The organism is Pyxidicoccus sp. M6 (assembly GCF_055568925.1).
In genome coordinates this window covers 12,775,744-12,793,634 of the sequence record NZ_CM145714.1, presented here as the reverse complement: position 1 = coordinate 12,793,634, position 17,891 = coordinate 12,775,744, and the positions used below count along the sequence as shown (strand labels likewise).

Below are 17,891 nucleotides of genomic sequence, written 5' to 3'. Positions count from 1 at the left end.
GCCGGGGACGGGAGCCCCGATGCGCTTCTTTCGTCGCCCGCCAGGCGGCCCGCGGAGGCTAGCGCGTGCCGGCCGCCGGCACCGTGGCCGGACGGGGCAGGCGGGCACGCCAGGCGTCCAGCTCCGTCAGCACCTTCACGTACCGCTCGCCCATGCCCGAGAACATCTCCCGCGCCTCCTCGGCCAGCAGCAGGGCACGGGGCCGGTCCAGGTTCCCCTCCCACAGCGCCTGGGCCAGGGCGTAGCGCGAGAAGGCCTGCTCGCCCGGCGTCTGCTTCGAGCCAGCGCGGTTCGCGACCGCCAGCTCCAGCACCTCGGCGGCCTTGCGCGGCTGCTTCATCCCCAGCCACGTGCGGCCCAAATCAATCCACGTTCCCGTCAGGTAGCCGAAGGCGTCGTCCTGGCGTGACTCGAGGATGCCCCGCGCGCGCAGCAGGTAGGGCAGGGCCTCGTCGAAGCGCTTCAGGTCCCTGTAGTTGTTGCCCACCGCGCGGAGGGCCCGCGCCACCAGGGGATGCTGGGGGCCGAGCCGTTGCTCCAGCGGAGCGATGGTGGACATGTGCCGCGCCAGGGCCTCCTCATGACGCCCCAGCCGCGCGAGCAGGTTGGCCAGGTTGCTCATGACGATTTGCGTGCCGGAGCTCTCCAGGCCTTCCGCCTGGATGGCGATGTTCAGCGCGCGCTCCTGGAGGCGCAGGGCCTCGTCGCCCTTGCCCTGGCGCTCCATGATGGCCGCCAGCATCTCCAGCGGCGTCGCCACGTCGCGGTGCTCGGGGCCGAGCGCGCGCTCGAACACCGCCAGCGCCGTGCGCGACAGCTCCTCCACCCGCGCCAGGTTGGCCTTCCTCCAGTAAGCCTGGGCCACCTCCATCTGCGCGCGCGCCACGTCGGGGTGGTCCGGGCCCAGCGCCTTGCGCCGCGTCTCCAGCGCCTGCTCGAGCAGCTTCAGCGCATCGTCCACGCGATGCTGCGCGATGCGCGTGGCGCCGAGCCCGAGCCTCACGTCCGCCGCCTCCAGGCTGTCCGGGCCATACGTCTGCTCCAGCCGGGCGAGCGCCGCCTCCTGCTGCTCGGAGGCTTCCGCGTAGCGGCCCTGCACGAAGTGCAGCGCTCCCGTGCGGACCTGGAGCTGCGCCGTCAGCACCGCGTCGCCGCCCAGCCGTTCAATCGCGGCCTCGGCGCGTTCTTCCCAGCGCCACGCCAGGGCGTACTGCTCCAGCATCTCGCCGGAGGTGTGCACCAGCGACGTCCAGGCGCGCGCGGCCGCCACGTCGTTGCGCCCGGCCTCCGCGGCCCATACCGCCTCGAAGAGCGTGGCCTCCGCCTTCTTCGGGTCGCCCAGCTCCTCGCGCAGCTCGCCCAGGAGCAGCAGCAGGTCCGCGGCGCCGTAGCGGTCTCCCGCGTCCTTCGCCGTCTTCACGGCGGGCTCCAGCAGCGCCACGGCCTCCGTGTACTTGCCGGCGGCCTTCAGCGCGCGGGCCCGCACCAGCTTCTGGCGCAGCGCTTCCGCGCGGGCGCGGGCCTCGTCGTCCACGGGCTCGGGCGCGCGCGCGGCCAGGGCCGCGAGGTCCGCGCAGCGCTGCAGCGGCGGCAGGGCCTCCGCGGCGCGCGCGGCCAGCTCCACCGTGCCCGCGTCCGCGCGGGCGAAGAGCTGCGTGAGGGCGGCGACTTCCGCGAGCCGGCCGTCGAGGCAGTGCATGCGCCGGGCGAGCACCTCCTCGGGCTGCTCGCGGCGCACGCGCGTGGCCTCGCAGGCGGTGGTGCGCATCGTCACCCACTCGGCGGTGTAAACGTCCAGCGTGCGCCGCACGCGCTGCCACGCCGCCCGTGCGAAGGGCTTGCCGGTGGCGAGGAAGGCGGACTCGACGGCCTGCTGCTGCGAGGGGCCCCACACCGTGGCGAGCTCCTGCTGCGCGCCCGCGCAGACCTGCTGCCGGCGCGAACCCACCGCGTGCGTAATCCCCACCGCCGCCACGAGCAGCCCCACGCTGCCCGCCATCTGGAGCCTGCGCGTCCAGCGCGCCGCCGGGTCGTGCTGGAGCGCGGTGAGCAGCGCGTCCATGGTGCCATGCCGGTCCATGGGGTCCACGGACAGGCCGCGCACCACCACGCGTCGCAGCCACGGCGGCACCGTCGAGCCCCGGGGTGCGGGCTTCACCCGCCCGGAGCGAATCTCCGTCAGCAGCTCGCGCACCGTGGCGGCGGCGAAGGGGCGCTCGTCGTAGAGCGCCTCGTACAGCGTCACGCAGAAGGCGAACTGGTCGCTGCGCGCGTCCGGGTGCGCGTCCGGGTCCAGTTGCTCCGGGGACATGTACGCAGGCGTGCCGCCCGCCACGGGCGTGCCCGGTGCCTCCTCGGCCAGCGGGTTGGCGCTGCGCGCGAGGCCGAAGTCGGTGACGCGCACGCGGCCGTCGCTGCCGACGAGGAGGTTCTCCGGCTTGAAGTCACCGTGCACCACGCCCGCCGCGTGCGCCGCCGCGAGCCCCCGGCCCGCATCCAGGAAGAGGCCCAGCACCTGACGCCACGGGCGCGGCGCGGCCTTCAGCCACTGCCGCAGCGTCTGCGCCTCCACCAGCTCCATGGCGAGGAAGACGTTCTCGCCGAACGTCCCCACGTCGTAGATGGGCACCACGTGCGGGTGCGAGACGCGGGCCATGGCCTGCGCCTCGTGCAGCAGGTGCGCGCGGCCTTCTTCGGCCTCCAGGCCCAGCGCTCCCGCGCGCAGCAGCTTGAGGGCGACGCGTCTGTCGAGCTCCGGGTCATACGCGCTGTAGACGACGCCCATGCCGCCCGCGCCCAGCCGCTCCAGCACGAGGTAGCGGCCCACGGCGGTGCCCTTCTCCAGTGGCGCATCCTCGGAGCGCGCGGGGCGGGGCGGCGTCAGCGCGGTGACCTCGCCGGGCGGGCCCTCGTCGGGAGACTGCGCGCGCAGGCCCTGGGCCACCAGGCGACGGCACGAGGTGCACGTGTCGAGGTGCGCATCGACTTCCGCCGCGCGCGCGGCGGAGAGGCCGCCCATGAGCAGCTCGACGAAGGTGTTCTCGTCCAGGCAGGCCACGGGCGTGGGACTTCGTCAGTCCAGCCGTGAGCGCAGCAGGCGGCTGAGGCTCACGTCGAGCTGGCTGGAGATGAGGCGCAGCACGCTGTCGAGCTGCGAGCGGGTGAGCCGCAGGCGCTCCGTCAGCAGGCGCCGTGTCTCTTGAAGCAGGGCCTCTTGAGCGCCCACCACCCAGCGCGCGGCGGTGGAGCGGTGCACGCCGTACAGCGCGCCGAGCTGGTCGATGCTCAAGCCATCGAGGTACTTCAGCCGCAGGAAGTTGCGCTGGCGCGGCTCCAGGGCCGCGAGCGCGGCGGCGAAGGACGCGTTGAACTCCGCGCGGTATGTCGTCTTGAGGTAGGCGAGCTCCGGGTCGTCTCCGGGCGCCATCAGCACGGACAGGTCACCATCGTCCGCCTGTGCCTGCCCGCTGCGCTGGCGCTGCCAGTCGAGCGCGAGCCACAGCGCGGCCGCGCGCACCCACCCGCTGAGCGGGCCCGTGCCGGGGTAGGCGGCCAGCCGGGCGGGTGCCTCGGCGCTGCCCACCAACATGCGCTGGCGGAGGAGCTGGCGCACTTCGTCCAGGCCGGTGGGCGGCAGCTTCAGGCGGGCCACGGCCGCGTCGACCTCCGGGAGGAAGCGCGCCTCGAAGGCCTTGAGCGCGGCGGGCAGGCCGTCCGCGGCGGCGCGCGCGAGGTACACGTCCGGCAGGTTCAGCGTCTCCACGTCCTCGGCGGGAGCCTCACCGGCGAGCAGCCGCGCGAGGTGGCCGACGAAGCGCGAGCCCTCCAACTCCACGCCGGGCCACGGAGTGCGCGCCGTGGTCAGCACGCGCGCCAGCCGCTCCTGCAAGGAGGGCAGCGACTCCGGAGAAGCGGTGCCGCCGCGCGCCGCGACGAAGGCCTGGGCCAGGGAAAGGTCCGGTGTGGACACGTCCGGGACGATAGCACCGCCTCCAGTAATCCGGTTTCGACCGTTTCCCAGTGACGTGCTTGCATGCCGGGCATGCGGCCTCCAGAACGGAGGGTGTGGGCCGTGGGCGCAGCGGGGCCCACGCCGGCTCCCGTCCGCCTGCCCCGCGCGCGGGCACGTGTGTGGCTGGGGTGCCGCATGCCCCATGGCCCGCGCATTGCTGGTATGGGGCGCTGAGTCGAGGTGGAGGTGCAAGTGGAGTCGATTGGTAGCGGCCCTGGAGACGCGGTCCACGCTTCGTGGCTGGAGCTCAGCGCATCCGCGCTGCGTCACAACGTGGCGGTGTTCCGGACGCTGGAGGGGAAGGCGGCGCCGCCGCGCTCGCTGGGCGTGGTGCTGAAAGGCAACGCGTACGGGCACGGGCTCTTGCAGGTGCTGCCGCTGGTGCACGGCGGGGTGGACGTCCTCTACTTCATCGCGCCGCAGGACGCGCTGAAGGTGCGCGAGCACGAGCGGGCGCACGGGCTGCCTCCGAAGCAGGTGCTGGTGCTGGGCGCGGTGGCGCCGCAAGAGGCGGTGGTGCTGGCGCGCGAGGGCATCGACGTGGTGGTGGCGGACCGCGGGTGGGCGGACGCGGTGCCGGTGCTGCGGGCGGCGAAGCTGGACAGGCCGCTGCGGGTGCACGTGCACATCGACACGGGGCTGGGGCGCGAGGGCTTCACGCTGGACGGGCTGCCGCGCGAGTCGCACTTCCTGGTGGAGTCGCGGGACGTGCTGGAGGTGGTGGGGGCGCTGAGCCACTTCGCGAACACGGAGGACGTGACGGAGCAGGGGTACGCGCTGGCGCAGGTGGATGCCTTTGAAACGGGGATGGCGTTCCTGGAGTCGCAGTTGAAGCCGGCGAAGCCGCTGCAGCGGCACATCGCGGCGAGCGCGGCGACGCTGGTGTTGCCGAAGGCGCGGTACGAGGCGCTGCGGGTGGGGATTTCGCTGTATGGGTTGTGGCCCTCGCCGGAGACGCGGCTGTCGGCGCGGCTGGTGCTGGGCGAGGTGCCGGTGCTGAAGCCGGTGCTGTCGTGGAAGTGCCGCAGCCAGGTGGTGAAGTGGCTGCCGGCGGGAAGCTACGTGGGCTACGGCTGCACGTATCGCTGCCCGGAGCCGACGCGCATCGCGGTGCTGCCGGTGGGCTACTACGACGGGTATCCGAGGTTGGCGTCAGGCAAGGCGCACGTGCTGGTGAACGGGCGCCGCTGCCCGGTGCTGGGGCGCGTGATGATGAACCACCTCATCGTGGACGTGACGCGCGCGACGTCCGATGAGCGGCAGGTGACGGCGACGCTGGTCGGCAAGGATGGTGAAGAAGCCGTGTCCGCGGAGTCACTGGCGAGCTGGGCGCAGACGATTCACTACGAAGTCGTCACGCGCCTCGGGGCGCACCTGAAGCGGGTGGTGGTGGAGTAGGGCGGAGTGTTGCGAAGCGGACGGGACCTCTGAGGTTTAGTTCCTGTTATGAGACTCTGATGGTCGTATGGGCATACTCCGTCTGGGAGGGCCCATGCGAACCCGTGTCACGCTGACGTTGTTGCTCGGCTGGATGGTGCTGGCGGGGTTGGGCTCCGGCTGCGCCATGGGGACGGCCGGGCGGATTCCGCCCGCGGCCTTCCAGTTTCACGAGTACGTTCCCCGAGAAGGTGCTCATGGCGGTGGCTGGAAGGTGTCGCAGACCACCATCGCGCTGACGCGCATCTCGCAGCATCAGCCAATCCAGACACTCTGCGACGTCGAAGTGGGGCTTCCCATCTCCACGAGGGAGGGGATGATTCCCGATGTCGTGGCCCAGCAAGCGGCTGCCGATGCGGCCGACCAGGCTGCACGCATCGCTTTGAGCCAGCGCCCGGCAACGAGCGCGGAGCTCTGCAACCTGTTCGTGCTCGAGATGGGGCGAATCCTGGCGCCGGTCCTCAAGGGCTCCAGGGTGCGCCGCTTCGTCCTGGAGGGAATCCCTCGAACGAAGTTCGTTCCGGAGTGATCGGTTCGTTGCAGGCTCTACTGCCGTGGGAGCCTGGAATGACTACTTTCCTGCGGGAAGGAAGCCGTGCTCATGAGTCAGCCAGTCACAGCGGAAGCGCTTCTGCGACTTGTCCACCGCTATTACCCCGCGGGCATCGACGGCTATGACCCGCGCTACGCGGCAACGGAGGAGGCCAGGCGGCTCAGCGAGCTCCGGCAGACGGCCATCGACAATCCACACCCCTGGAAGTCCTTCCTGGAGCGTGTCCGCGAGGCCCTGCCCGGGACTCATGTCTGGGACTATCCAAACATCCTCTATGACCCTGCATGCTCGGTCCGGGTGGGCCTGCCAGACTCAGCAGCAGGCCCCTCCGAGGAAAAGGAAGTGGTGCTGATGGTCTGCATCCTGACGCCGGTGCACATCATCTACGCCGACCACCACAAGCGCGTGGACGAGCGACGCCGGGAGACCATCACCTATCACCCACCGCTGCCCACGGAGTTCCAGCCCTACGCGGAGAAGCTCGAAGCCCTCGCCATCGAGACGTTCGGCACCACCCGCCTACCGCAGGACGTGCTCTCCACGCCGGTGCCGGACCTTCAGGTGGGCAATGTCTGGTTCGGCAAGGTGACGCTCGCCGACTGCCTCTTCGGCGACCACCGCTGGTAGTCCGCGCTCACCCCTTCGCTTCGAGCGCGGCCACCGCCTTGCCGGCGACCGTCGGGTCCGGCTGGTACTTCCACCGCCGGTGCAGCCACATCCACTGGTCCGGGTACTTGCGGATGCACCGCTCCAGCGCCGCCGTCACGCGCGCCGTGTGCTCGGTGAACGGGTCCTCGCACTCACCCGGCGCGGGCGGAAGAATCGGCCCTTCCACCTCCAGCCTGAATCGCGCCCCACCGCGCCCGTTGCGCACGCCCATCACCACGAACACCGGCACGCCCGTGCGCTTCGCCGCCACCGCCATGGCCGGCGTCGTCGACGCCAGCTTCCCGAAGAACGGCACGAACACCGCCGCCTTCGCCGGCAACGCCTGGTCCAGCAGCATGTACGGCGACTCGCCGCGGTTCACCGCGGCCGTGATTTCTTGAATGGCCCCCTTCGGGTAGATGAGCCCCGCGCCACAGCCCACCCGGTTCACCGCGATGCGCGTGTTGAGCGCCCCCTTCAGCGGCCGCACCAGCGCATCCAGCGGAATCCCCCAGCGAATCAGCATGTCGCCCAGCAACTCCCAGTTGCCGAAGTGCGCCGTCACCATCAACGCGCCCTTCCCCGTGGCCACGTGCGCTTTCAGCGCCTCCCACGCCTCCACGCCTTCCACGCCCTGCTCGGCCCAGTCCTTGGGCAGGCGGTCGCCGCTCGGCAGCGACTCCAGCACCACGCGCGCCATGTTGATGTACGCGCCGCGCGCAATCTCCCGCCGCTCCGCCTCGCTCTTCTCCGGCATCGCCATGGCCAGGTTTTCCATCGCCACGCGACGACGGATACCCAACGTGTACGCCAGGTTCCCCACGAAGCGAGCGAGCGCGTCACGCGACTCTGGTGACAGCCACGTGAGGAACGCCCACACGATGCGCGTGAGCAGGTCCACCACCTTGCCGGGAGGCGTGCCGACGATGCGGCGCAGGTGCTCCGACGGCACCTTCTGCGTGGCCGGTTTTGGGATTTCAGGGGAGGGAGCTGGGGCGATCTGGGACACGGCGGCACTCCACCCTGAACGCGCCGTGTCGGCAAGGCCACACACGCGCTCGGCGCTACCCTGGCTGCCTCCCATGGGCCACTATGCGCGCCATGCCCAACCTGCTCCGTCCGGCGGCCCTGGCCGCCGTCACCCTTCTCAGTGCGTGCGGCGCCCGGCAGAACGTCCCCTCCGAGCAACCCGCCGCTTCCGCTCCGGCCGCGCAGTCCGCAGCTGAAGCCGCCACTCCGACTCCGCCCGAGCTGCGTCTCCCCGGCGACGTGCGCCCCACCGGCTACACGGTGGAGCTCACCGTCGACCCGAAGGCCACCACGTTCCAGGGCACGGCCAACATCGACCTCGAGGTCGTGAAGTCCACCTCCCTCATCTGGCTCCACGGCAAGGGCCTCATCGTGAAGCAGGCCACGCTGCTGCAGGACGGGGCCTCCACCGACGTGAAGCCCGTGAAGGGCGGCACCGACTTCCTCGGCTTCACGCTGCCGAAGCCCGTGGGCGTGGGCGCCGCGAAGCTGCGCGTGGTGTACGAGGGCATCGCCTCCGAGAAGGAGACGGACGGCGCCTTCCGCGTCAACGAGGGCGGTGACTGGTACGTCTACACCCAGTTCGAGCCCATCGACGCGCGCCGCGTCTTCCCGTCGTTCGACGAGCCCGGCTTCAAGGTGCCCTGGCAGCTCACCTTCCACGTGCCCGCGGGCAACGTGGCCGTCACCAACACGCCGCAGGTGAGCGAGGAGGCCGGCCCCAACGGAAGCCGCACCTTCCGCTTCGCGCGCACCCAGCCGCTGCCCAGCTACCTCATCGCCTTCGGCGTGGGCCCGTTCGACTTCCACCCCGCCGCGCCCTCCGGCAAGAAGAAGGTGAAGACGCGCATCATCACCCCGCGCGGCCGCGCCGTGGAGGCCACCTACGCCGCGGAAGTCACGCCGCAAATCCTCGGCGCGCTGGAGGACTACTTCGGCATCCCCTACGCGTACGAGAAGCTGGACGTGCTCGCGGTGCCGCTGCTCGGCGGCGCCATGGAGCACCCGGGCCTGGTGACGTTCAACTCGCGCCTCATCCTCTCCAAGCCGGAGGAGGACACGCCCGGCCGTCAGCGCGCCTTCTCCGGCACGCAGACGCACGAGCTGGCGCACCAGTGGTTCGGCGACCTCGTCACCATGGCGTGGTGGGACGACCTGTGGCTCAACGAGGCCTTCGCCACGTGGATGACCCCGCGCATCATCGAGACGTGGCGGCCCGCGTGGGACGCGCCGGTGGAGCGCGTGAATGAGCGCAGCAACGCGCTGGACGCCGACAGCCTCCTGTCCGCGCGCCGCATCCGCCAGCCCATCGAGAGCCAGAACGACATCGTCAACGCCTTCGACGGCATCACCTACGGCAAGGGCGCCGCGGTGCTCTCCATGACGGAGGAGTGGCTGGGCCGCGAGGTGTTCCGCCGCGGCATCCAGCGCCACCTGAAGGCGCACGCGCACGGCAACGCCACCGCGAAGGACTTCCTCTCCGCGCTGGACGCCGAGTCCGGCAAGGACGTGTCGGGGATGATGAGCACCTTCCTGGACCAGGGCGGCGCGCCGCTCGTCACCGCGACGCTCGAGTGCGGCGCGGGCGGCAACAAGGTGGTGCTGACGCAGGCGCGCTACCTGCGGCTGGGCTCGAAGGCGCCGGGTCCGCAGTCGTGGCGCACGCCGGTGTGCGTGGACTACGCGGTGGGCAAGAAGGAGTCGCGCGCGTGCACGCTGATGGAGGGCGAGCGCGCCGAGCTGCCGCTGCCGGACGCGAAGGCGTGCCCGGCGTGGGTGTTCCCCAACGCGGAGGGCGCGGGCTACTACCGCATGCAGCTCGCCGGTGAGGCGGCGACGAAGCTGTCGAAGTCCGGCCTGGACTCGCTGTCCCGCGCCGAGCGCGTGGCCTTCATCGGCGACGTGCAGGCGCTGGCCATGGCGGGCGCGCTGCCCGCGTCCGAGGCGCTGGCGCTGGCCGCTCGCACCGCCAATGACAAAGACCGCGTCGTCACCGAGGCCTCGCTGGAGATGCTGGAGCTGGCGAGCCGCCGGCTGATTCCGGAGGCGAAGCACGAGGAGCGCGCCCGCTTCCTGCGCGAGACGTATGGCCCCCGCGCGCGGCAGCTCGGCTTCACGCCGCGCAAGGACGAGAGCGAGGACACGCGCCTGCTGCGTCCGTGGATTCTGCGGCTGGCGGCCAAGGAGGGCGCGGACCCGAAGCTCGTCGCCGAGGCGCGCTCGCTCGCGGATGCGTGGCTGAAGGACAAGAAGGCGGTGTCGCAGGAGGTGGTGGACGTGGTGCTCGCCATCGCCGCCAGCCATGGTGACGCGGCCTTCCACCAGAAGCTGGTCACCGCGGTGCACACGGAGAAGGACCGCAAGACGCGGCAGCAGTTGATTGTGGGGCTCGGCAGCTTCACGGACCCGGAGCTGTCGAAGAAGAGCCTGTCGCTGATGCTCGACAAGGAGCTGGACCCGCGCGAGACGGGGTTCCTGCTCTTCATCGGCTCGCAGCAGACGCTGGGCACCATGGACGTGGCCTTCGACTTCGTGAAGGACAACTACGACAAGCTGGTGGGCGACTCGCCGGACGCGATGCTGCCCAAGGACGCCGCGGGCCGCATGGTCTTCGTGGGGCGGGGCTTCTGCGACGCACAGAAGCGCCAGCAGGTGGAGGACTTCTTCAAGGAGCGCGCCGCGAACGCCCCGGGCGGGCCCCGCATGCTGGCCCAGGTGCTGGAGTCGGTGGACCAGTGCGCCGCGCTGAAGGAGGCCCAGGGCAAGAGCGTCGAGTCCTTCCTCGACCAGCGCGCCACGCCGAAGGCCCCGGAGGCGCCGAAGACGCGCTGACCTCCGCGCTGCGTAGGTAGACGAAGGGCCCGGATGCCTCCTCGGCGTCCGGGCCCTTTGCTTTCGCGCGTCCTACTTCTTGGCGCCGCGCGACATGAAGGCCATGAAGGCCTCCTGGGCCTCCGTGGACGCGAGGCGCTGGACGAACTCGGCGCCCTCGCGGACCAGCGCGGCGTGGGTCTCGGCGCGCAGGGGCTCGCGAATCAGGCGCTTCGTCACGCGCACCGCCTCGGCGGGACGGGAGGCCAGGGCGCCCGCGCGCTCGGCGGCCACCTCCTGGAGCTTGTCGGCCGGCACCACCTTGTTGACGATGCCCGCGCGCTGCGCGGTGGCCGCGTCGAAGGGCTCGCCGAACAGCAGCAGCTCGCTCGCCAGCGCGTAGCCCGCCATGCGCGGCAGGAGCAGGCTGCTGGCGCCTTCCGCGCACAGGCCGAGCTGCACGAAGGGCATGTTGAAGCGCGCGCGCTCGCTGGCGACGACGTAGTCACAGTGCAGCAGCATCGTCGTGCCGATGCCCACCGCCGGCCCGTCCACCGCCGCGAGCACCGGCTTGGACGCGTCCACCAGCGCGCGCAGGAAGCGGAACACCGCGCTGTCCTCGCCGGAGGGCGGGTGCTCCATGAAGTCGCCAATGTCATTGCCCGCGGTGAAGACGCCGCCCGCGCCCGTCATCAGCACCACGCGCACGTCGGCATTGCCCTCCGCTTGCCGCAGCGCGTTGGTGGCCGCCTCGTACATGGCGTGCGTGAAGGCGTTCTTCTTCTCGGGCCGGTTGAAGGTGAGGGTGAGGACCCCGGACTCCAGCTTCGTCAGCAACGTGTCGGACATGACCCTGCAGCCTAGCCGAGTGAGTGCCCGCTGTCCGGAGAGGGATCAGCAACTCTGGCGTACACGCTGCGACAATTACCGCATAACGGTTTTCCCGAGGATGACCATGAGCGTTCGCAGCGTCACCAGCAGCCCCGTCTACCGGACGACCACCGCGGCGCCCCAGCGCTACGACGGCAGCAAGCCTGCTCCCGGCACCACCAACACCAACGCGGCGCAGGTGACGAACCCTCCGCTCAAGGGCGACCCGAAGAACCGGAACGCGGACACGTACAACCAGGTCATCAACCAGTTCGCTGTGGGTAACAACGGCCGCTACACGCCGCGTGACTCCAACGGTGACGGCACGCGCGACACCTTCTGCAACATCTTCATGTGGGACGTGACGCGTGCCATGGGCGCGGAGATTCCCCACTGGGTGGACAAGGACGGCAACAGCGTGGCCCCGGGCAAGGGCCGCGAGCTGAACGCCAACTCCACCGTGGACTGGATGAAGCAGAACGGTGCGAAGAATGGCTGGCGGAAGGTGACGGCGGAGGAGGCGCAGAAGATGGCCAACGAGGGCCATCCCGCCGTCGCGCTGTGGAAGAACCCGGGTGGCATCGGCCACGTGGCGGTGGTGCGCCCCGGTGAAGTCACGGCGCAGGGGCCGGCGTCCGCGCAGGCGGGCGGGAAGAACTTCAACAGCGGGCACATCAAGGACGGCTTCGGCAAGGCGCAGCCGGAGTACTGGGTGAACGACAGCGGCAAGGCCACGGGCAAGCCGCCCACGGACACGACGAAGCCGCCGCCCACCACCACGCCTCCCTCGACGGGCAGCGTGAGCGTGCCGAAGACGGACCTCAAGCGCGGCGCGGAAGGCCCGGAGGTGCGCAAGCTGCAGGATGCGCTCGTCAAGCTGGGCTACATGACGAAGGAGCAGGTCAACACGGGCCCGGGCATCTTCGGGCCGAAGACCGAGGCCGCCGTCGCGAAGTTCCAGAAGGACCACGGCATCAGCCCCAACTCCGGCATCTTCGGGCCGAAGACGCGCGCGGCGATGACCGAGGCGCTGAAGGGCAAGCCCGGCACGGGCGGCACCGGTGGCACGGGCGGCACCACGGGTCCGGGCCCCGTCACGCAGCCCACGGGCACGGACGCGGCGAAGGCGGCGAAGATTGACCAGATTCTGAAGGGCACGGGTCTGGCGGGCCAGGGCGCGCACATCGTGGCGATGTCGAAGAAGTACAACGTGCCGCCGGAGCTGGCGCTGGCGATGTTCCGCAAGGAAGCGTCGTTCATGTCGGCGGGCTCGGCGGTGAAGAACAACAACCCGGGCAACCTGCGCTTCGCGCAGTGGGAGACGAAGTTCGGCGGCCAGCCCAACGGCAACTTCGCGAAGTTCCCCGACGCGAAGAGTGGCATCGAGGCGTACTTCGCGCTGCTCGGCGGCCCCGCGTACCGGAGCTTCATCGACCGCGGCGACTACCAGGGCATGATCAACAAGTACGCGCCCCCGTCTGAGAACGACAGCGGCCTGTACCACAAGCAGGTCCTGCAGTGGATGAACGAGTACAAGACGAAGATTGGCTAGTGCTCGCCTTTGAGTGTCTGTGATTGACGAAGGGGTGGAGGGCGCTTCGGGTGCCTTCCGCCCCTTGGTCGTTCATGGGCTCAGGGGCGGAACGGCTCGAGGAGCTGGGCCCGGTAGCCCACGGGGAAGTCCGGCTCCCTGGCGATGCCGAGGTCATCCGAGGAGAACCGCTTCTCGGGCGCGTAGGACCACGTGCCCAGCAGGTGGTCCCAGAGGTTGGTGAAGAGGCCGAAGTTGACGTCACCGACGCCTGCCCACTTGAGGTGATGGAAGCGGTGCCCTGCGTTGAGCGCCAGCAGGTACTTCAGCGGCCCCACCGTGTAGTCCGCATTGGAGTGCTGCATGAGGAGCTGCACGCACGACAGTGCGGCCAGTGCTGTCGCGACGCCCGAGGGCAGGCCGATGAGCAGGAGCGGCGTCACTCCGACTGTCAGCTCGAGCATCTGGTGGAGGGGGTGCTTCATCAATCCGTTGAAGCCGTAGAAGCGCTTCACCGAGTGATGCACGGCGTGCAGTCGCCAGAGCGCGGGGACGCGGTGGCTCAGCCAGTGCGTCAGGGTGACTCCGAAGTCGAACACCAGCACCGCGAGGAGCACCTGGAGGATGAAAGGCCATTCATGGGGCCATGCTTCGCGCACCGTCAGCACGCCTGAAAGAAGCGGCAGCGCGAAGAGGGCCAGGACGTTGAAGGTTTCGTTGACGACGAAGTGAGCCAGGTCTCGCCCGACGTCCCCATGCGGGCGATTCCAGTCTGGCTCATAGGGGATGGCGCGCTCGACGAGGAAGGACGCTCCGATGGCCGCCATGAGGAGCCCACCGAGCCACGGCTTCGAAGCGCCGGCGTGGACGAGGGCCAGGGCCGCACCGTTGACGCCGAGGAGCATGAGGAGCGGGTAGCCCACGCGCAGTGCCTGGCGCGCCAGGCGTGCCAGCGGCGAGGCTTCGAGGGGAGTCGTCAGCATGGGTGCAAGGTGGCATCGCCACGCCGCCGACGACTTGGAAGAACTGGCTACTTCGTTGGCGTGAGCGGCTGCTCGGTGACCCACTCGATGCCCCGTGCAAGCTCCGAGGGGGCGAGCCCGAACATGCGTCGGAACGCATTGCTGAGGTGCGAGCTGTCCGTGAAGCCCGCGATGTGAGCGGCCTGGGTGAGCGTGGCGCCGCCCTGGAAGGCTTCGGTGGCTCGGCGGAGGCGAAGCCACAGGATGTACGGGCGCAGTGGGATGCCAACGCTGGTGGAGAACAGATGCCCCAGTCGTCCGGCGGACAGCCCCACCTCCTGCGCGAGCGCTTGCTGGCTCACGTCTCCCGCCTCGATGCGGCTCGGGAGGAGTGCAACGAGGCGCTTTATCGCCGGGTGGACCACGCCGGGAGGAGTCGCTTCACCCACCAGTCGCAGCAGCAGTTCTTCCACGAGCCGCGTCCAGTCATCCGCGTGCACCAGCTCGGCCGGGAGCGGCGCGCGAAGCAGCGGCGTCCCCGCATGAACCCACTCCGCTGAAGCCTCGCCCACCTCGAGCCGCCGCAGCCCGCGGCCTGGCCGGTCGTCCGGGTCCACGAAGACGAGCAACGCACGCGTCGCCCCGTGCTCGATGCGATGCGGGCTGTCCGGAGGAATGACGGCCACCTGCCCCTCCGCGCGGCGTCCGTGCGCATCCTCGAGCTGGAGCTGTCCCTCGGCGGCGTGGATGAGCTGGAACGCGTGGTGCGCATGCTCCTGGGTTGGACCAATGGCCCCCAGGTACGCGAGCCAGCGCGGGCCGACCATCGCGCGGCCGAGCCATCTCTGTTCTCGTGGCACTCCCGCCTTCTACCAGGACCGGGCCATGGGCTCATTGCCAGGGCCAGTACCTACGTCGCATCGGCCACTGCCCTTTATGCCTGCGCCCGGTCCATGCTTGCGCCCCTCCTCGGCGACCGTCTCGCATGTGACCGGGCAGTACCAAGGGGCTCACGGCAGCGGAGCGCCTGCGTCCGGTGACGGAAAGGGTGGTGCGTGCGGCAGGCCGCCCTGTGTCTCGGAGGACTGGGAGGACATGCCGGGTTGCGCGGGCACTCCTTCGTCTCCTGCATCCGGATTCTCCGGAGCCAGGGCTCCATCGGGCTGCCCATCCATGAGGCTTCGGAGGATTCGCCCATCCAGGCTGATGGCGTAGCTGGCTCCCGCGTGCATGGCTGGAGTCAGCTGGCCACAGGCCCGTGGGTCTTCATCGATGCGGACGAAGATGACCTCCGCCTGGCGGATGACCCGATAGCGCTGGGATTCCTGCCTGTCCCAGCACGCGGGCCGCTTCGCGTCGGGCGGAAGGAAGTCATTCGCGGCCACGGTGAGGGCGCGCAGCGTGGCGCCATCCAGTTCGTACGTTCCGCCCTGTGCTCCGAGCTGCTCGAAGAAGTGGGGGAAGACGATGGACGGGTCCTCTTTCCGTGCGATGACCTGGGGCGGTGCACATGCCCATCCCACGAGCACCCATCCCAGTGCGCACGGGCTCAGCGCCGTGCTCGCGCTGGGGCGCTTCACGGCCGCAGCGCGCGAGCGATGAGCGGCGCGAGCGTCACCACCTCGTGCCGGAACGGCAGGCCACTCTGCGGCTCCACGCTGTCCGTGCTCACCAGCCGCGTCAGCGGCATCGTGCGCATCCGCTCGATGGCGGGCCCCACCAGCAGCGCGTGCGTCGTCACCACGGTGAAGTCCTCCACGCATCCCGCCTTGCGCAGCGTGTCCGCCGCCGCCGCGAGCGTGCCTCCCGTGGACACCATGTCGTCCACGAGAATCGGCCGCCGCGCGCGCACCTCGCCCATCAGCCCGCTGACGTGGACCTCTTCTCCGCTCACCCGCACCTTGTGAATCACCGCCCACGGCTTGCCCAACAGCCGCGCCAGCGCCTCCGCGCGCTTCACCGCGCCCAGATCCGGCGCCACCACCACCGACGTGTCCGTCACGTTCGGCCGCAGCGCCTCCGCCAGGAGCGGCAGCGCCGTGAGGTTCTCCAGCGGCGCCCCGAAGCACCCCTCCAGCGCGGGGCTGTGCAGGTCCACCACCAGCACCCGGGCAAACCGCCCCTGTGACAGCAGGTCCGCCATCATCCGGCCACCCAGCGGCTCGCCCGGACGCCCGCGCCGGTCCTGCCGCGCGTAGCCCAGGTATGGCACCACCGCCTCCAGCCGGGCCGCACCCGCCCGCCAGCACGCATCCGCCATGAGCAGCAACTCCAGCAGGTGCTCGCCCGTGGGCGGAGTCGTCGTCTGCACCAGCACCGCGGTGCGCCCGCGCACTATCTCGGGCACCTCCACGTGCATCTCCCCATCCGGGAAGCGCTCGAAGTGACAGTCGGTGGGGGCCACGCCCAGGGCGGTGGCGAGGGCTCGCCCGAGGTGCGGGCTGGCAGTGCCAGTGAGGAGGACCGGATCCATGGCCTCCACCCTAGCGCGCCTTCCGGCCCGGGGGAGCGGGGCCCGGTGCTCCCCCCGAAGGCAATCCGGCGGGAGGGCCTCTGTCCGGACCTCCGCCGTCACTCGCGCCCGCGTGCTTCACCTTCTCCGATGGAGGACTTCTATGCGCTTTCGAGACCGGATGGAGGGAGGCCGCCGACTGGCGAGCCTGCTGCTGCCCTACCGTGGAGGGTCCGTCGTCGTGCTGGGCCTCGCTCGCGGCGGCGTGCTCGCCGCCTTCGAGGTGGCTCGCGCGCTGGATGCGCCCCTCCAGGTATGGGTGGCCCGGAAGGTGGACGTCCCCGGACGGCGGCTGACGATGGGCGCCGTGTCCGAGGGCGGTGGCGTCTACCTGGACCCGGAGGCCCTGCGCCTGTCGCCCGCCCTGGAACCCATGTTCCGCAACCTCGCGAACGACACTGCGGCCGACATCGAGGCCGAGGCGCAGCTCCTGCGCGGACGCACCTTCATGTCGCTGGGCGGCGTCACGGTGCTGCTCGTGGATGATGGGCTGGTGACGGGCGCCACCGCCGCCGCCGCGCTCAAGGCCCTGCGTCAGCAGCACCCCGCGCGGCTGGTGATGGCCGCGCCCGTGGCCACGCCGCATGCGCTGGAGGTGGTGCGCCCGCTCGCGGACACGGTGCACTGCGTGAGCATCGTCGGCGCCCTGCGCTCGGTGTCCGAGGCCTACGACGACTCGCGCCCCGTGTCGGACGTGGAGGTGCGGCAGTTGCTGGAGCGCTCGCGCGAGCCGCCACTGCCAATCGAGGCGCTGATGTCCTCGGACACCGGCGGCTTCTGGATGTGACACGAGGAGGCATGGCCATATGAGACAGGGCAGGCGCACGGACCCGGACGTGCAAGAGGTGAAGGTGGTGGCGGGCGGCGTGGAGCTGGGAGGGAGCCTGGGGGTGCCCTCCGGGGCTCGGGGGCTGGTCATCTTCGCGCACGGCAGCGGCAGCAGCCGCTTCAGCCCCCGCAACCGCGCCGTCGCACGCGCGCTGCGCGAGGTGGGGCTGGGCACGCTGCTGTTCGATTTGCTGAGCGAGGAGGAGGAAGCGCGCGACGAGTACACCGGCGAGCTGCGCTTCGACATTCCCTTCCTCGCGCGGCGGCTGGCGGCGGTGACGGAGTGGGCGCGGAGCCAGCCGGAGCTCGCGCCGCTGAGCTTCGGCTACTTCGGCTCCAGCACCGGCGCGGCGGCGGCGCTGGTGGCGGCGGCGATGCACCCGGACCTCATCCACGCGGTGGTGTCGCGCGGCGGCCGGCCCGACCTGGCGGGTCCCGTCCTGCCGCGCGTGCAGGCGCCCACGCTGTTGCTCGTCGGCGCGAATGACATCGGAGTGGTGGAGCTGAACGAGGAGGCGCTGAGGCGGCTGGAGGGGCTGAAGGACATCCACATCGTCCCCGGCGCCACGCACCTCTTCGCGGAGCCCGGCGCGCTGGAGGAGGTGTCGCACGTGGCGGCGGAGTGGTTCTCCCGCTACCTCGGCGGAGCCGGGGTGGAGGCGCACGTATGAGCCTGGACATGCAGGGGAGCCCCCGCC

The 17,891-nt window shown here is 70.7% G+C and carries 15 protein-coding genes; 7 read left to right on the top strand and 8 right to left on the bottom strand.

The features are described from left to right. Positions 1 to 58: 58 nt before the first annotated feature. Positions 59 to 3,058, bottom strand: a complete 3,000-nt coding sequence (locus tag ACVTJA_RS50515; protein ID WP_465831850.1) for a tetratricopeptide repeat protein — start codon at positions 3,056 to 3,058, stop codon at positions 59 to 61. A gap of 15 nt (positions 3,059 to 3,073) precedes the next feature. Further along, positions 3,074 to 3,970: a sigma-70 family RNA polymerase sigma factor gene (locus ACVTJA_RS50510; RefSeq protein ID WP_465831848.1), complete on the bottom strand. Its 897-nt coding sequence runs from the start codon at positions 3,968 to 3,970 to the stop codon at positions 3,074 to 3,076. 234 nt (positions 3,971 to 4,204) lie between these two features. Here ACVTJA_RS50510 and alr point away from each other — a divergent pair, with 234 nt between their 5' ends. The 3 genes from alr to ACVTJA_RS50495 all read left to right on the top strand — a co-directional run bounded on the left by alr (position 4,205) and on the right by ACVTJA_RS50495 (position 6,629). Next, positions 4,205 to 5,410: an alanine racemase gene (alr, locus tag ACVTJA_RS50505; protein ID WP_465831847.1), complete on the top strand. Its 1,206-nt coding sequence runs from the start codon at positions 4,205 to 4,207 to the stop codon at positions 5,408 to 5,410. A gap of 94 nt (positions 5,411 to 5,504) precedes the next feature. After that, complete coding sequence (locus tag ACVTJA_RS50500) at positions 5,505 to 5,978, top strand: hypothetical protein (protein ID WP_465831845.1); 474 nt, start codon at positions 5,505 to 5,507, stop codon at positions 5,976 to 5,978. A 72-nt stretch (positions 5,979 to 6,050) separates the two neighbouring features. After that, on the top strand, positions 6,051 to 6,629 hold the full coding sequence (locus ACVTJA_RS50495; protein WP_465831843.1) for a hypothetical protein: 579 nt from the start codon (positions 6,051 to 6,053) through the stop codon (positions 6,627 to 6,629). Positions 6,630 to 6,636: 7 nt separating this feature from the next. Here ACVTJA_RS50495 and ACVTJA_RS50490 read toward each other — a convergent pair whose 3' ends face one another. Continuing rightward, a complete protein-coding gene (locus tag ACVTJA_RS50490) occupies positions 6,637 to 7,659 on the bottom strand; it encodes a lysophospholipid acyltransferase family protein (RefSeq protein WP_465831841.1) in 1,023 nt (340 codons plus the stop codon). Positions 7,660 to 7,751: 92 nt separating this feature from the next. Between ACVTJA_RS50490 and ACVTJA_RS50485 the strand changes: the two genes are divergently transcribed. Next, positions 7,752 to 10,511 carry a M1 family metallopeptidase gene (locus tag ACVTJA_RS50485; RefSeq protein ID WP_465831840.1) on the top strand — a complete coding sequence of 920 codons (2,760 nt, stop codon included), beginning with the start codon at positions 7,752 to 7,754 and terminating at the stop codon, positions 10,509 to 10,511. A gap of 72 nt (positions 10,512 to 10,583) precedes the next feature. On the opposite strand, the gene ACVTJA_RS50480 is transcribed toward ACVTJA_RS50485, so the two are convergent. Further along, positions 10,584 to 11,339 (bottom strand): enoyl-CoA hydratase, encoded by a 756-nt coding sequence (locus ACVTJA_RS50480; protein ID WP_465831838.1) that lies wholly within the window; start codon positions 11,337 to 11,339, stop codon positions 10,584 to 10,586. 106 nt (positions 11,340 to 11,445) lie between these two features. On the opposite strand from ACVTJA_RS50480, the gene ACVTJA_RS50475 reads away from it, so the two are divergent. Beyond that, positions 11,446 to 12,912, top strand: coding sequence for a peptidoglycan-binding protein (locus tag ACVTJA_RS50475; RefSeq protein ID WP_465831836.1), 1,467 nt, complete (start codon positions 11,446 to 11,448; stop codon positions 12,910 to 12,912). Positions 12,913 to 12,992: 80 nt separating this feature from the next. Here the strand turns inward: ACVTJA_RS50475 and ACVTJA_RS50470 are convergent, their stop codons facing one another. From ACVTJA_RS50470 to ACVTJA_RS50455, 4 genes are all read right to left on the bottom strand, one after another. Continuing rightward, complete coding sequence (locus ACVTJA_RS50470) at positions 12,993 to 13,874, bottom strand: sterol desaturase family protein (protein WP_465831834.1); 882 nt, start codon at positions 13,872 to 13,874, stop codon at positions 12,993 to 12,995. A 47-nt stretch (positions 13,875 to 13,921) separates the two neighbouring features. Further along, the gene (locus ACVTJA_RS50465; RefSeq protein ID WP_465831833.1) at positions 13,922 to 14,713 is read right to left on the bottom strand and encodes an AraC family transcriptional regulator; all 792 of its coding nucleotides are present in this window, start codon (positions 14,711 to 14,713) and stop codon (positions 13,922 to 13,924) included. Between the two features lie 150 nt (positions 14,714 to 14,863). Next, the gene (locus ACVTJA_RS50460; protein WP_465831831.1) at positions 14,864 to 15,376 is read right to left on the bottom strand and encodes a hypothetical protein; all 513 of its coding nucleotides are present in this window, start codon (positions 15,374 to 15,376) and stop codon (positions 14,864 to 14,866) included. A gap of 53 nt (positions 15,377 to 15,429) precedes the next feature. Further along, positions 15,430 to 16,335 (bottom strand): ribose-phosphate diphosphokinase, encoded by a 906-nt coding sequence (locus ACVTJA_RS50455; RefSeq protein WP_465831829.1) that lies wholly within the window; start codon positions 16,333 to 16,335, stop codon positions 15,430 to 15,432. A gap of 133 nt (positions 16,336 to 16,468) precedes the next feature. Here ACVTJA_RS50455 and ACVTJA_RS50450 point away from each other — a divergent pair, with 133 nt between their 5' ends. Together ACVTJA_RS50450 and ACVTJA_RS50445 are read left to right on the top strand one after the other, a co-directional pair. Beyond that, positions 16,469 to 17,152: a phosphoribosyltransferase gene (locus ACVTJA_RS50450; protein ID WP_465831827.1), complete on the top strand. Its 684-nt coding sequence runs from the start codon at positions 16,469 to 16,471 to the stop codon at positions 17,150 to 17,152. A 19-nt stretch (positions 17,153 to 17,171) separates the two neighbouring features. Further along, on the top strand, positions 17,172 to 17,864 hold the full coding sequence (locus tag ACVTJA_RS50445; protein WP_465831825.1) for a dienelactone hydrolase family protein: 693 nt from the start codon (positions 17,172 to 17,174) through the stop codon (positions 17,862 to 17,864). Positions 17,865 to 17,891: the final 27 nt, after the last annotated feature.